Genomic DNA, 14,208 nt, shown 5'->3' with positions numbered 1-14,208 from the left:
TAACTGGTGACTTATGAAAATCGGCATTCTGCAAACCGGCCATGCGCCCGAAAACCTGATCGACAGCGCCGGCAACTATGACCAGATGTTCCGCACCCTGCTCGCCGACGGCGGGTTTGAATTCGACACCTATGCGGTGGTCGACAATGTCTTCCCCTCCGGCGCCGATGCGGCGGATGGCTGGCTGATCACGGGCTCCAGACATGGCGCCTATGAGGATCACGACTGGATCCCCCCGCTGGAGGATCTGATCCGCGAAATCCACGCCCGCAAGAAGCCTTTAGTCGGCATCTGCTTTGGCCATCAGATCATCGCTCAGGCGCTCGGCGGCAAGGTGGAGAAATTCGCAGGCGGCTGGGCCGTTGGCCCGGTGACGTATCAGATGGACGGCAAGCCCCTGCGGCTCAATGCCTGGCATCAGGATCAGGTCACCGCCCTGCCCGAAGGCGCCCGCGTGCTGGCGGGCAACGACCACTGCAAGAACGGCATCCTGGCCTATGGCGATCATATCTGGACCCTGCAACCGCACCCGGAATTCGCCAGCAGCTTTGTCGGCGGTCTGATCGACAGCCGCGGTCGCGGCGTGGTCCCCGATGAGATACTGGACGCTGCCAGCGCCGACCTGCATCACCCCGTCCAGTCGGACGAAATCGCAACCTTCCTCAATGCCTTTTTCAAGAAAGAGAGGACCTGATGTCAGCCTGGCTCGACACTCTTCCCGAAGCAGCACAAGCCTATCTGGAGGGGCGTCGTCTCGACGAAGTCGAATGCGTTATCTCGGACCTGCCGGGCATCGCCCGAGGCAAGGCGGTGCCGGCATCCAAATTTGCCAAGCAGGATTATTTCCACCTGCCCGACAGCATTTTCTACCAGACCATCACCGGCGACTGGGCTGATGCTGCGGATGACGACGGCTGGATCGAAAAGGACATGACGCTGAAGCCGGACATATCCACCGCCACCGCCGCCCCCTGGACGGCGGACTGGACGCTGCAGGTGATCCACGACGCCTATGACCGGGACGGCGACCCGATCCCCTACAGCCCGCGCAACGTGCTGAAGCGGGTGGTCCAGCTGTATCACGATCAAGGCTGGGAGCCGATTGTGGCGCCGGAAATGGAATTCTTCCTGGTCGCGCGCAATCTGGACCCGGCGCATGAAATCAAGCCGATGATGGGCCGCTCCGGCCGTCCCGCCGCGGCACGGCAGGCCTATTCGATGACCGCGGTCGATGAATTCGGTCCCGTCATCGACGACATCTACGACTTTGCCGAAGCGCAAGGGTTCGAGATCGACGGCATCACCCAGGAAGGCGGCGCGGGTCAGCTGGAAATCAACCTGCGCCACGGCAACCCGGTGAAGCTCGCGGATGAGGTCTTCTACTTCAAGCGGCTGATCCGTGAGGCCGCCCTGCGCCACGACTGCTTTGCCACCTTCATGGCCAAGCCGATCGAGGATGAGCCGGGCTCTGCCATGCACATCCACCATTCGGTGATCGACATGGAGACCGGCGAGAACATCTTCTCAGGCCCGCAGGGCGGCGAGACGGATGCCTTCTTCCACTTTATCGCCGGGTTGCAGAACCACCTGCCCGCAGGCCTTGCGGTGATGGCACCCTATGTGAACTCCTACCGCCGCTACGTGAAGGACCACGCCGCGCCGATCAATCTGGAATGGGCGCGCGACAACCGCACCACCGGCATCCGCGTGCCGCTGTCCGGCCCCGAAGCGCGTCGGGTGGAGAACCGCATCGCCGGCATGGACTGCAACCCCTATCTGGGCATCGCTCTGTCGCTCGCCTGCGGATATCTGGGCCTGATGGAGGAAAAGCGCCCGCGCAAGCAGTTCAAGGGCAACGCCTATGACGGGGATGGCGACATTCCGCAGGTCATGGGCGAGGCGCTCGACCTGTTCGAAGAGGCCACCGCCCTGCATGAGGTGCTGGGACCCGAGTTCGCCCGCGTCTACTCGATCGTGAAACGCGCCGAATATGACGAATTCCTGCAGGTGATCTCCCCCTGGGAGCGCGAGCATCTGCTGATGAACGTCTAAAACTGTCGGCGCTGATCTCTCCGCCGAGGTCAGCGCCGGTGAGTATTTATGGAAAGATGACAGGCAGTTGCGCGTAACCGGACTTGGGGCGGCGACTGCCGGGGACTGAGGTGTGCCATGGGGTTGAACCTGCTCTATTCCAACGACCGCAAAGGGACCTATCCCGATAGCTGGTATGCCGCAACGGCCACGCCGCTGGCGCCTTTTGCGCCGTTGACGGGCGACGCCCGCGCGGATGTCTGCGTTGTCGGCGGTGGCTACACCGGGCTGTCGGCGGCGCTGCATCTGGCCGAGGCCGGGCGTTCGGTGATCCTGCTGGAGGCCAACCGCGTCGGATTTGGTGCCTCCGGTCGCAACGGCGGCCAGCTTGGCAGCGGTCAGCGTATGGAACAGGACGGGCTGGAAAACCTGCTGGGTGCGGCGGATGCCGAAAAGCTCTGGCAGCTGGCAGAGGACGCCAAGGATCTGGTGAAATCGCTGATCACGCGCCACGATATCGACTGCCATCTGAAGCCCGGCATTGCCCATGCTTGTTTCTCGAAGGGCGAGGTCGACCACGAACACCGCTATGTGGAGCATCTGCAAAACCGCTATGGCTACCAGGAGATCACCGCCCTGGATCACGATGGTTTGCAGGCGATCTGCCCCTCGCCCGCCTATGTCGGCGGCTCTCTCGATATGGGGGCGGCGCATCTGCACCCGTTGAAATACGCGCTTGGCCTCGCCCGTGCCGCTGCGGCAGCCGGTGTGCGGATCTGTGAGGGCAGCGAGGTTCTGAACATCGACGAGGGCAAGCAGATCCGGCTGCGCACCGCGGCAGGAGAGGTCGTTGCCGATCAGCTGGTGCTGGCCTGCAACGGCTATCTCGGCGGGCTCAACCGCCGCGTGGCGGCGCGGGTGATGCCGATCAACAATTTCATCGCCGCGACCGCGCCGCTTGGCGCCGAAACCGCGCGGGTACTGGCCCGCGATGTGGCGGTGGCCGACAGCAAATTTGTGGTGAACTATTTCCGGCTCAGCCACGACGGCCGCCTGCTGTTCGGCGGTGGTGAAAGCTATGGCTACCGCTTCCCCAGCGATATCGCCGCCACCGTGCGCAAGCCGATGGTCCAGATCTTTCCGCATCTCCGCGATGTGAAGATCGACTACGCCTGGGGCGGCACCCTCGCGATCACCATGAAACGGATGCCCTATCTGGTGCGGCTGGCGCCCAATGTGCTCTCGGCCTCGGGGTATTCCGGCCATGGCGTCGGCACCGCCACCCATGCAGGCCAGTTGATGGCGCAGGCCATCGCCGGAGAGAGCGACGGCTTTGATGCCATGGCCCGCGTACCAGCCCCCGCCTTTCCCGGCGGCACCGCCATGCGCAGCCCCCTGCTGGCGCTGGCGATGACCTGGTATGCGCTGCGCGACCGGATCGGCGTCTGATCCTGCGCGGCCCAGGCCACAGGGGATCACCCCCGCAGACCACGCCCGCAGCCAAAGCAACAGTTCTGTGAAATTTTCCGCCAAAACCTGCCGATCCCGCGGGCGAGGCTTGGCATTTTTGCGCCAAGCATTTATGTTTTTGGAAAGGTAGATTCAGGATTTTGAAATATGAGCCAGGCATCCCCGTCGCAAGTCCCGAACGTCCATCAGGCAGAACCGATCCCAGAGGCCGCCCGCGCCGCCATTGACGCCCTGATGCAGTCTGGCGATCTGTTCCGCTACACCGCGCCGCAGGATGCGCCGGTTGCCCTGCTGGAAGAGGAATTTGCCCAGCTCCTTGGCAGCAAATACGCGCTGGCGGTCTCCTCCTGCTCTGCGGCGCTGTTCCTGTCGCTGAAGGCGCTGGACCTGCCCCGCGATGCCCGCGTGCTGATCCCCGGCTTCACCTTTGCGGCCGTGCCCTCGTCGATTGTCCACGCCGATTGCGTGCCGGTCCTCTGCGAGGTGGGAGCCAACTACCGGATCGACATGGCCGATTTCGAGGCCAAGCTGGGGGATGTGCAGGCGGTGATCATCAGCCATATGCGCGGCCATACCTCCGATATGGATGCGATCATGGCGCTCTGCAGCGCGCGCGACATTCCGGTGATTGAGGATGCCGCCCATTCGCTGGGCACCACCTGGCATGGCCGCAATATCGGCACGCTGGGCGCCATCGGCTGCTTCTCGTTCCAGTCCTACAAGATGATCAACGCCGGCGAAGGCGGTATCCTGGTTACCGATGATGCCGATCTGGTCGCCCGCGCCGTGATCATGTCCGGCGCCTATGAGCACAACTGGAAAAAACACAAATCCGCCCCCGGCGACAACACCGGCGCGCTCGAGCAGGCCTTTGCCAAATGGCAGAACCAGCTGCCGCTTTATAACCTGCGGATGAGCAACCTGTCGGCCGCCGTGATCCGCCCGCAGCTGCCCGAACTGGCGCGCCGGGTGCGCGACGGGCTGAAGAACCACGACTATGTCGCAGATCAGCTCAACCGCTCGCCGCATATCGACGTGCCTGCCCCATTGCCGCCGGAACAGCGCGCGCCGGATTCGATCCAGTTCAACCTGGTCGATATGAGCAGCGAGGAGATCAACCGCTTTGCCGCCGCAGCCGAGGCGCGGGGCGTCAAGGTGCAGATCTTCGGCCTCTCCGAAGACAACGCCCGCGCTTTCTGGAACTGGCAGTTCCTGCGCGATATCCCCGAGCTGCCGCAGACCCGCGCCATGCTGATGCAGGCCTGCGATGTGCGCCTGCCGGTGCGCCTCAGCCGCGACGAACTCGATGTGATCGCCACTGTGCTGCTGTCTGCGATGGCCGACGCCATGGGGGCCGCTGCCGCCTGACCCCTGCGGGCGGCGGGGTTCATCGGACACCGGGGCGCGCAGGGTCAGGCGGCGCGCCTTTTTGCTGGCGGCTTAGGCCGCAAACCGGCGAATTCCCGACCGCAGCCCGCGCCGCCGCTGGACATTGCCCGCCACCCTTGCGAGGGTCTGGCAACGACCAGAAGGACAGCCCCATGAGCGCGCGCAAGATCATTATCGACACCGACCCCGGACAGGATGACGCTGTCGCCATTCTGCTGGCATTGGCCAGCCCAGAAGAGATTGATCTGCTTGGGATAACCTGTGTTGCTGGCAATGTGCCGCTGGCACTGACCCAGACCAATGCACGCCGCGTCTGCGAAGTGGCAGGCCGCCCGGACATGGCCGTCCACGCCGGTTGCGACGCGCCCTTGGCCCGGCCGCTGATCACCGCCGAACATGTGCATGGCAAGACCGGCCTCGATGGGCCGGACCATTGGGATCCAACCATGCCGCTGGCTGCAACACATGCTGTCGATTTCATCATCGACAGCCTGCGCCGCGAAGCTCCCGGCACCGTTACGCTCTGCCCGCTGGGGCCGCTGACCAATGTTGCCACCGCTTTTCAGAAAGCCCCCGACATCGTCACCCGGGTTCAGGAGATCGTGCTGATGGGCGGCGCCTATTTCGAGGTCGGCAACATCACCCCGGCGGCGGAATTCAACATCTACGTCGACCCGGAGGCCGCCGCCGCCGTGCTCAGCTCCGGCGTGCCGGTCACCATGATGCCGCTGGATGTCACCCACAAGGCGCTGGCCACCCGCCCCCGGATCGAGGCGATCCGTGCATTGGCCACCAAAGTGGGCGATTTCACCGCCGATATGCTTGATTTCTTTGAACGCTTTGATGTCGAGAAATACGGCTCCGAAGGCGGCCCGCTGCATGATCCCTGCGTCATTGCCTATCTGATCCGGCCTGAGCTGTTCTCGGGCCGCAAGATCAACGTGGTGGTCGAAACCACCTCCGAGCTGACCCTTGGCATGACCGTGGCCGATTGGTGGGGGGTCACCGACCGACCTGCCAATGCGCTGTTCATTGGCGATCTGGACGCCGATGGTTTCTTTGACCTGATCACCAGCCGATTGGCCACCCTATGAGCGCCGCGCTGCACCTTGCAGGCCCCGAGGATCTGACCCGTGTTCTGGATCTCGTCGCGGCCTTTCACGGCGAGATGGGCATCGCCTCAGATGAGCCGCACCGCCGCGCCGCCATTGAGCCGCTGCTGAACGGGCTGCCCTATGGCGCCGTCTATCTGATCGGCCCGACCCGCGCACCGGTGGGCTATATCGTTGTCACCTTCAGCTGGTCGGTGGAGTTTGGCGGCATGGATGGTTCTATCGACGAGCTGTTCATCCGCCCGCCCGTGCGCGGGCGCGGCATTGCCACCGAAGTGCTGTTTTCCCTGCCCCGCACCCTGGCCGAAGCCGGCATCAAAGCGCTGCATCTGGACGTCGACAGAAACAATGCGCCTGCCCGCGGGCTCTATGCCCGAGCCCGGTTCGAGCCGCGCGACACACACATGCTGATGAGCCGCAAGCTCTAGCACCGGACCACCGCGCATGCCGCCCGCTTGCGGACGCGCCCGGGCGTTCCCGGACGTGCGCGCAGGCCGCCGCATGGCGATTGCCTGTGCGCGGATGGCACGCTGTCTGGCGCCAGTTTCGCGCCCCGTGAATTATTTTTCATGACACAGGGAACCAATCTGCACGTCTGGGGTTCTCTCTCTGAACCAGCGGCGCGGGGCACCGGCCAGCGCCAGCGCGATGGAACAGACCAATTGAACACACCGTGGAACGTGTGGGAGCGCGCCGCCAACCGATAGGCGGCGCAACGAAGACAGCGGCAGAAGCCGTGATGCACAGCCACCCACCGGGGTGGGCGCCGGGCGAACCCCCGCGCGCGTAACACCGGATCCGTCACGCCTCATCACACCATGGGGCCATGGATCCGCACGACGGCGGCGGCCTTTTGGCGGTCGACCAAACCGGGGTTCAGGGGTGGGCCCCAGCAGCTGAGCGGAGCCGTCCTGGGGTGTGGCGGCTCCGGTTGGCGCCAGTCGAAGCGGGCCGGAGACGGCGTATCGCCGGGACAAGCCACAAAGATGCAGGAGCGCTCCTGCACAGCCATCACAAGCGCATCAATGACAGGAAAGGAAATCTCATGAAATCCCATATCCTCGCCGGCCTCAGCGCCGCGACGCTGGCGCTCTCCGCCTGCACCGATCTGACCCCCGAACAGCGCACAGTGGCCGGTGTCGCCGGTGGTGCCGCAGCAGGTCTGATTGCCGCCGACGCGCTCAAGGCCGATGACGACTGGCGCCTGATTGCCGCCCTTGGCGGGGCCGCCGCCGGTACGCTTGTGGCGCAGAACAACCAGTCGCGCCAATGCGCCTATTCCCGCGGTGACGGCACCTATTACACAGCGGCCTGCCCGTAATTCCGGCGCAGAGCGCGGGCGAGACCTGCAGCGTTCGCATCACGGATCGCGGATCCGACCCAACAGTCAAAGAAAGACCCTGAGAGCGGATCCGCTCTCAGGGTCTTTCCCTGTCGCCAACGGCTTGAAATTACGCCGCGCCCCCTCTGCGCCAAGGCCCTGACATGCTCAGGGCTGACAATGTCGATCCCCCTTTGGCAGCGCGCCTCAGAGCCCCCCGGCCACCATTGCGCCCTGTGTCATCGACATGCTGTGAACCGGATCAGCCACATTTGCGTCATGCCCTGTCAGCGGATAATGCCCGGGCCCCGCACAACCGGCCAGCAGGGCCACCGCAATGATGAACCCCAGCGGCAGCCAGCTTGCGGTTCCGGCCACCCTCACCGCAGGCTTCGGATAAACACTCTCCCGGGCTTTCAGATGTGCAGTCGCTCCCATGATCTTCCCCTCCTGGCCAGCGCCACCCCCGTAGCGCCTGCGACCAAGACTGCCATAGCCGCGATCACAGGTCTGTGAAGCAGGCCACAGAAGTGCGCCATCCGCACAGATTTCGATCTGAGAGGTTATCGGCGCAGATCCGGGGCCGTCCTCGCCCCGACACGCAGGCCCGGCACCCAGGCCCGGCACTCAGACGCTCAGGACAGCCGACGCATCAGCTGCAGGTCGCAGGCAGTGGCATAGCCCATGGCGCGCTTGATCCCCGGCAGCATCGCCGCCCCGTTCATCGCAAAACTCAGCTCGATCAGCCCCGCCTCGCCATAGGCCGCGCGCACGGCCTCCCGCGCCTCAGGATCGTCACTGCGCGTGCCAGCCACCGCGCCCGCCAGACGCACAACCGCCTCCAGCTCAGGTTCCAGCGCGCTGCCTGTCAGGATCGACCTGATCAGCTCGGGCGACAGCCCGGCGGATTTCGCCAGGTTGATCTCCGCCTCGACACAGGACCCGCAATCCGCGCTCAGCGCCCCGGTCAGCCGCGCCGCATGATAGGCGGCGGCAGGCAGCTGACGGTTCGGATCCAGAAAACCAAACACCCGGTTGTAGCGGGCCAGCAACCCCAGGTCCGTATCGGCAATGGCATGGGCATAATCGAGCGAGACGCCAATACGGCGTTCAGCCCGCCGGATCAGGAAATGGGCAACCTTCTTGAGCATGATAACCACACAACAACGGAACACAGGAACAAAAAGGCCGGAGCAACATGCCCCGGCCTCTGGTCTTACTTCAGGATCGAACGACCCGCGTATTCGGCGACTTCACCCAGCATTTCCTCGATACGGATCAGCTGGTTGTATTTCGCGAGCCGGTCAGAGCGCGCCAGCGAACCGGTCTTGATCTGGCCGCAGTTGGTGGCCACGGCGAGGTCGGCAATGGTGGCGTCCTCGGTCTCGCCGGAGCGGTGCGACATCACATTGGTGTAGCGCGCACGATGGGCCATATCGACCGCCTTCAGGGTCTCGGTCAGGGTGCCGATCTGGTTCACTTTCACCAGCATGGAGTTGGCGCAGCCGCGCGCAATCCCGTCGGCCAGACGCGCCGGGTTGGTCACGAACAGATCGTCGCCGACCAGCTGCACCTTGTCGCCCAGCTCGTCGGTCAGGGCTTTCCAGCCGTCCCAGTCATCCTCACCCATGCCATCTTCGATGGAGATGATCGGATAATCCTTCACCAGTGCCGCCAGATAGGCCACATTCTCTTCCGACGACAGGGTTTTGCCTTCGCCGGAGAGCACATATTTGCCATCCTTGTAGTATTCGGTCGCCGCGCAATCGAGCGCCAGATAGATTTCCTCGCCCGGCTTGTAGCCGGCCTTTTCAATCGACTTCAGCACAAAATCCAGCGCCTCGCGGGTAGAGGCGATATTGGGGGCAAAACCGCCCTCGTCACCGATCCCGGTCGACAGACCCGCCGCCGACAGCTCTTTCTTCAGGGTGTGGAACACCTCGGACCCCATGCGCACCGCGTCGCGGATGTTGTCCGCCGCCACCGGCATGATCATGAATTCCTGAATGTCGATCGGGTTGTCGGCATGTTCGCCGCCGTTGATGATATTCATCATCGGAACCGGCAGAACCCGCGCCGAAGTGCCACCGATATAGCGATACAGCGGCTGGGTGGTGAAATCCGCCGCAGCCTTGGCCACCGCCATGGAGACACCCAGAATGGCATTGGCGCCCAGACGGCCCTTGTTCTCGGTGCCATCCAGCTCGATCATGGCCATGTCCACGGCGACCTGCTCGCAGGCGTCAAAGCCGACCAGCTCTTCGGCGATCTCGCCATTGACGGCGGCAACTGCTTCCAGCACGCCTTTGCCAAGGTAACGGGACTTGTCGCCGTCGCGCTTTTCCACCGCCTCATAGGCCCCGGTTGACGCACCCGACGGCACCGCCGCGCGGCCCATTGTGCCGTCTTCCAGCATGACGTCGACTTCAACGGTCGGATTGCCCCGGCTGTCGAGAATTTCACGGGCGTGGATATCGATAATGGTGCTCATTATTCAGGTCCCTGATCTTGGCAAGTGATTGCGGCAATTGGTGCCTGCGTCATAGCATTCACAGGTCAAAAGTAAACCATGAGCGTTATCGCTAACGTCACTTATTTTACGGGGTTAGGGCTAACAGTTCGCTGTTTGCGCAATCAATCGCCACCGGCGCCAGCCCGATGTGCTCAGACAGGGACCGCCGCCTGCGCCCGCGCCGCCCGCCGCGCCAGACGCCGCTCCCGCAGAAAGGTATAAAGCCCGGAGCCGATGATCAGCGCCGATCCCGCCAGCGTCATCATATCCGGCGCCTCGGCAAAGATCACCACGCCGATCAGGGTCGAAAACACCAGCCGGGAGTAGCGAAACGGCGTGATCACGGCGGCATCGCCGATCCGGGTGGCGGTGACAATCCCGTAGTACCCCAGCACGCCAAAGATGACGCCTCCCAGCAACATGCCCCATTGGCTGCCTTCCAGGGCGACCGGCTCTCCGGGCAGGATCAGCAGCATCACCAGCCCCGCCGGGATCACCGAGCCAAAGGCCTGCGAGCTGACCACGGCAGAGGGCACCGCGCTATCCATCACCCGCGTCATCAGGTCGCGCGCCGCAACCGCCACAACCGAGATCAGCACCAGCAGCACCCCCGGCTCAAATCCGGCCAGACCGGGCCGCACGATCATCAGCACCCCGGCAAAACCGACAAGGATCGCCGTCCAGCGCCGCCAGCCGACATCCTCGCCCAGAAACAGCGCCGCCCCGACAGTGACCGCAAGCGGCATCGCCTGAAACACCGCCGCCACGGTCGAGATATCCACCACCGCCAGCGCCGAGGCAAAGCTGACCGCCGCCAGCGCCTCGGTCGAGGCACGCAGCACCGGTTGCCAGCGCCAGTTGCGTGGCGCCAGCACCCGGTGGCCCTGCAGCTTGGCCCAGATCACAAAGATCGTGCCACTGCCCAGCCCCAGCATCATCAGGATCTGCCCCACCGGCACCGAGGTGGCGAGCTGCTTGATGAACATATCCTCCAGCGAAAACCCCGCCATGGCGAGGATCACCAGCAATATTCCCGTGACATTGTTCATCTTGATCGTTCCATTCCAATGGGTCCGATGGCTCTGCCGAGGGGCCGTGCCCGCCGTCGCTGCATCGACTGATCCGCACAACAAATAGCCGGAAGCGACCGCCCACTTGTCCATTTGCGACACGACTCAATATTTGCGGCGCAGCTTCATGACTTCATGTGACCGCTCCTATCACGCGCCGTGATACTGGGCCACCGCCGGGCTGCGGCGCGCCCCGGAATTTTCCGGAATATTCGGACCCGTTATCCTGTCTAAGAAAACACGCCCCCGCAGGCCGACCGGCATGTGGTCAGCGGGCGCGCGCTGGCTCAGCTCTTCTTGCGCGGCACGCCATATAGTTCCAGCTTGTGGCCGCGCAGCTCATAGCCCAGCTTTTCGGCGATCTTCTCCTGCAAGGCCTCGATCTCCGGGTCGCAGAATTCGATGACCGCCCCGGTGGTCATGTCGATCAGATGATCGTGATGCTCGCGGTCGGCATCCTCGTAGCGGGCACGCCCGTCGCCGAACTCAAGCCGCTCCAGAATGCCCGCTTCGTCAAACAGCTTCACCGTGCGATAGACGGTGGCCAGCGAAATCGCCCCGTCTAGCGCGCTGGCACGGGCATAGAGTTCCTCGACATCGGGGTGATCGTCGCTCTCTTGCAATACGCGCGCAATCACCCGTCGCTGGCCTGTCATCCGCAGACCTATGGCTTCGCAGCGTGCGATAATCGTCTCGCTCATGGTCATCCCTTATTCAGCATGGCGTCCCTGTTTATACAAAGACGCCCGCGTCGCAAACCGGGTTTTAACAGTCTGTGGCGCAGAATATACAACAATTGCCCATTGACTTTATCCGCTGGCGGGGCCATCTGCCCTGTCAGGCATCCCTCCCTGCCGCGTGAGCAGAGGACGTCGGGCCGCGCCAGATCAATGCGCAGGCCAAACACCGACCCTAAGGATATGCCACCGTTCCCAATATCACGCGTGGGGCACTCGCAGCGACCAGCGGTCTGGCATGATGCCAGCCCCGCCCGAGGTCCCTGCCCCAACGACAGACCGCCCCCGTGGCGGCACCGGCCGAGCCCTGTTGGCGCGGCTGTGAAAGGACGAGACGTGACAGAATTTTCAACCATGGGGCTGCCCGAGCAGCTTCTGAAGCGCATTGCAGAACTTGGCTATACCGATCCGACCCCGATTCAGGCCCGCGCCATCCCGCATGCGCTGAACGGCAAGGACGTGCTGGGTCTGGCGCAGACCGGCACCGGCAAAACCGCCGCCTTCGGCGTGCCGCTGATTGCCCAGATGATGCAATACGGCCGCAAACCCGCCGCCAAGACCGTGCGCGGCCTGGTGCTGGCGCCGACCCGCGAGCTGGCCAACCAGATCGCCGCCAACCTCAAGGGCCTGACCGAAGGCACTCCGATGAAAACCGGCTTGGTTGTCGGCGGCGTTTCCATCAACCCGCAGATCAGCCGCCTGTCGCGCGGCACCGATATCCTGATCGCCACCCCGGGCCGTCTGCTGGACATCCTTGACCGTGGCGCGCTGGATCTTGGCTCCTGCGACTTCCTCGTGCTGGATGAGGCCGACCAGATGCTGGACCTCGGCTTTATCCACGCGCTGCGCAAGATCGCCGCTCTTCTGCCGGCACAGCGCCAGACCATGCTGTTCTCGGCCACCATGCCCAAGCAGATGAACGAGATCGCCAATTCCTATCTGCAAAGCCCGGTGCGGATCGAGGTGAACCCTCCCGGCAAGGCTGCCGACAAGATCACCCAATCGGTGCATTTCATCGCCAAGGCAGAGAAGCTCTCGCTGCTGAAAGAGCTGCTGACCAAACACAAGGACGAGCGGACACTTGTCTTTGGCCGCACCAAACACGGCATGGAAAAGCTGATGAAAACGCTGTCGGCCGCCGGTTTCTCGGCCGCAGCAATTCACGGCAACAAAAGTCAGGGCCAGCGTGAACGCGCGCTTGCCTCCTTCAAATCCGGCGAGGTCAAGATCCTCGTGGCCACCGATGTGGCGGCCCGTGGTCTCGATATCCCGGATGTGAAATACGTCTATAACTACGAGCTGCCCAATGTGGCGGATGCCTATGTGCACCGGATTGGCCGGACCGCACGCGCAGGCAAGGACGGTCAGGCCGTGGCCTTCTGTGCCCCGGATGAAATGGATGAGCTGAAGGCGATCCAGAAGACCATGAACCTCAATATCCCGGTGGCCTCAGGCCGTCCGTGGGAGGTTCTGCCCGATGCCAAGGCCCCGGCGGGCCGTCGTGGCGGCGGCAAACCCGGTGGCAGCGGCAAACCCGGCGGTCATCGCCGGCGTCGCAGCGGTGGTGCCGGTGGCGGCCAGAGCGGTGCGCGCAGCGGTGGATCCGGTGCCGCCGCAGGCGCGGCTCAGGGCAAACCCGGCGGTCAGCGCCGTCGCGCCCAGTAAACCCTCACCATGCCCCTATGGGGGCACGGCTGAAAACCAGACAAAGCCGGGGATGCCTTTTGCGTCCCCGGCTTTCTCGTCCCCGGTTTTTTCTTTTTCGTCATCGACTTACCGCGCCGCCACCAGATCCGCCCAGACCGGCAGGTGATCCGAGGCGATATGCGCGGGACGGGCGCGATAGACGCCGCTGTCCACCACCTCCAGCCCCCGGCTGACCGCAATCCGGTCCAGCGCGCCAATCGGGCGCAGCGACGGAAAACTGGGCCGTGGCGGCACAAACCGCAGTTTCGGAGCCAGATGATCCAGCACCGGCTGGCGGGACCATTCGTTGAAATCTCCGGCCCAGACCGTCGGCAGATCCGGGCGCTTGGCGATGATCCCCGCAAGATGATGGACCTGCTCATGGCGCGCCTTGGTGGTCAGCCCCAGATGCGCGCCCACCACCCTGAGCGGTCCCAGCGCCGTCTCGAACAGCGCCCAGACCGCCCCGCGCGGCTCCAGCCCCGGCAGCGGAATATGGCCGTGATCCTGAAGCGCAATCCCGGCGCCCCGCCAGATCACCGCATTGCCATGCCAGCCCAGTGACCCTGCCCCGCCCAGATCGACAATCTGCCATCCTGCCTCATCCAGAATGAAATGCGGCAGCGCGGCGGGTCGTGGCGGCAGCCGTTTGTCGGCCTCCTGCAACAGCACCAGATCCGCCCCGGTGCCCTCGATCACCTGCAAGGTGCGACGCGGACGCCGACGCAGATCCAGTCCCATCGACTTCTGAATATTGTAACTTGCCAGCCGCAGCCGTCCCGGCCGGGTGCCCTGTTCCTGCGTCATTCCTCTGCCTTCTTTGCCACCGCGCCTTGTCACCGATCCGGTGCGTGATACGGCCACAGCATGGCCGAAATCC

The 14,208-nt window shown here is 64.0% G+C and carries 14 protein-coding genes; 8 read left to right on the top strand and 6 right to left on the bottom strand.

The window, feature by feature from the left end; genetic code table 11:
• Nucleotides 1-13 precede the first annotated feature (13 nt).
• From VWZ85_RS18455 to VWZ85_RS18425, 7 genes are all read left to right on the top strand, one after another.
• Complete coding sequence (locus tag VWZ85_RS18455; protein WP_416537342.1) at nucleotides 14-694, top strand: type 1 glutamine amidotransferase; 681 nt, start codon at nucleotides 14-16, stop codon at nucleotides 692-694.
• Entirely contained in the window at nucleotides 694-2,052 is a 1,359-nt protein-coding gene (locus VWZ85_RS18450; protein WP_340545216.1) for a glutamine synthetase family protein, read from the top strand. The genes VWZ85_RS18455 and VWZ85_RS18450 overlap by 1 nt, the downstream gene beginning before the upstream one ends.
• Before the next feature lie 117 nt (nucleotides 2,053-2,169).
• On the top strand, nucleotides 2,170-3,480 hold the full coding sequence (locus VWZ85_RS18445; RefSeq protein ID WP_416589369.1) for an NAD(P)/FAD-dependent oxidoreductase: 1,311 nt from the start codon (nucleotides 2,170-2,172) through the stop codon (nucleotides 3,478-3,480).
• Nucleotides 3,481-3,648: 168 nt separating this feature from the next.
• Nucleotides 3,649-4,869, top strand: coding sequence for a DegT/DnrJ/EryC1/StrS family aminotransferase (locus VWZ85_RS18440; RefSeq protein WP_416589368.1), 1,221 nt, complete (start codon nucleotides 3,649-3,651; stop codon nucleotides 4,867-4,869).
• Nucleotides 4,870-5,042: 173 nt separating this feature from the next.
• Entirely contained in the window at nucleotides 5,043-5,984 is a 942-nt protein-coding gene (locus VWZ85_RS18435) for a nucleoside hydrolase (protein WP_416589367.1), read from the top strand.
• Complete coding sequence (locus VWZ85_RS18430) at nucleotides 5,981-6,430, top strand: GNAT family N-acetyltransferase (protein WP_340545212.1); 450 nt, start codon at nucleotides 5,981-5,983, stop codon at nucleotides 6,428-6,430. Before VWZ85_RS18435 ends, VWZ85_RS18430 begins: the two co-directional genes overlap by 4 nt.
• A 617-nt stretch (nucleotides 6,431-7,047) precedes the next feature.
• Nucleotides 7,048-7,323 carry a glycine zipper 2TM domain-containing protein gene (locus tag VWZ85_RS18425; protein WP_340545211.1) on the top strand — a complete coding sequence of 92 codons (276 nt, stop codon included), beginning with the start codon at nucleotides 7,048-7,050 and terminating at the stop codon, nucleotides 7,321-7,323.
• Nucleotides 7,324-7,530: 207 nt separating this feature from the next.
• Here the strand turns inward: VWZ85_RS18425 and VWZ85_RS18420 are convergent, their stop codons facing one another.
• The 5 genes from VWZ85_RS18420 to VWZ85_RS18400 form a co-directional block, all read right to left on the bottom strand.
• Nucleotides 7,531-7,761, bottom strand: coding sequence for a hypothetical protein (locus tag VWZ85_RS18420; RefSeq protein ID WP_416536293.1), 231 nt, complete (start codon nucleotides 7,759-7,761; stop codon nucleotides 7,531-7,533).
• 197 nt (nucleotides 7,762-7,958) lie between these two features.
• Nucleotides 7,959-8,474: a hypothetical protein gene (locus tag VWZ85_RS18415; protein ID WP_340545209.1), complete on the bottom strand. Its 516-nt coding sequence runs from the start codon at nucleotides 8,472-8,474 to the stop codon at nucleotides 7,959-7,961.
• Between the two features lie 65 nt (nucleotides 8,475-8,539).
• Entirely contained in the window at nucleotides 8,540-9,814 is a 1,275-nt protein-coding gene (gene eno, locus VWZ85_RS18410) for a phosphopyruvate hydratase (protein WP_416536294.1), read from the bottom strand.
• 173 nt (nucleotides 9,815-9,987) lie between these two features.
• Nucleotides 9,988-10,884 carry a DMT family transporter gene (locus VWZ85_RS18405; protein WP_416542883.1) on the bottom strand — a complete coding sequence of 299 codons (897 nt, stop codon included), beginning with the start codon at nucleotides 10,882-10,884 and terminating at the stop codon, nucleotides 9,988-9,990.
• 308 nt (nucleotides 10,885-11,192) lie between these two features.
• Nucleotides 11,193-11,606, bottom strand: a complete 414-nt coding sequence (locus tag VWZ85_RS18400) for a Fur family transcriptional regulator (protein WP_340545206.1) — start codon at nucleotides 11,604-11,606, stop codon at nucleotides 11,193-11,195.
• Between the two features lie 372 nt (nucleotides 11,607-11,978).
• Here VWZ85_RS18400 and VWZ85_RS18395 point away from each other — a divergent pair, with 372 nt between their 5' ends.
• Nucleotides 11,979-13,307 carry a DEAD/DEAH box helicase gene (locus VWZ85_RS18395; RefSeq protein ID WP_340545205.1) on the top strand — a complete coding sequence of 443 codons (1,329 nt, stop codon included), beginning with the start codon at nucleotides 11,979-11,981 and terminating at the stop codon, nucleotides 13,305-13,307.
• 108 nt (nucleotides 13,308-13,415) lie between these two features.
• Here the strand turns inward: VWZ85_RS18395 and VWZ85_RS18390 are convergent, their stop codons facing one another.
• Complete coding sequence (locus VWZ85_RS18390) at nucleotides 13,416-14,135, bottom strand: endonuclease/exonuclease/phosphatase family protein (RefSeq protein WP_416537334.1); 720 nt, start codon at nucleotides 14,133-14,135, stop codon at nucleotides 13,416-13,418.
• Nucleotides 14,136-14,208: the final 73 nt, after the last annotated feature.

Source organism: Phaeobacter sp. JH20_29 (genome assembly GCF_048056175.1).
Classification (GTDB): Bacteria; Pseudomonadota; Alphaproteobacteria; order Rhodobacterales; family Rhodobacteraceae; genus Phaeobacter; species Phaeobacter bryozoorum.
Note: the sequence above shows the minus strand (reverse complement) of the source record. Positions and strands in the feature narration are given on the sequence as shown.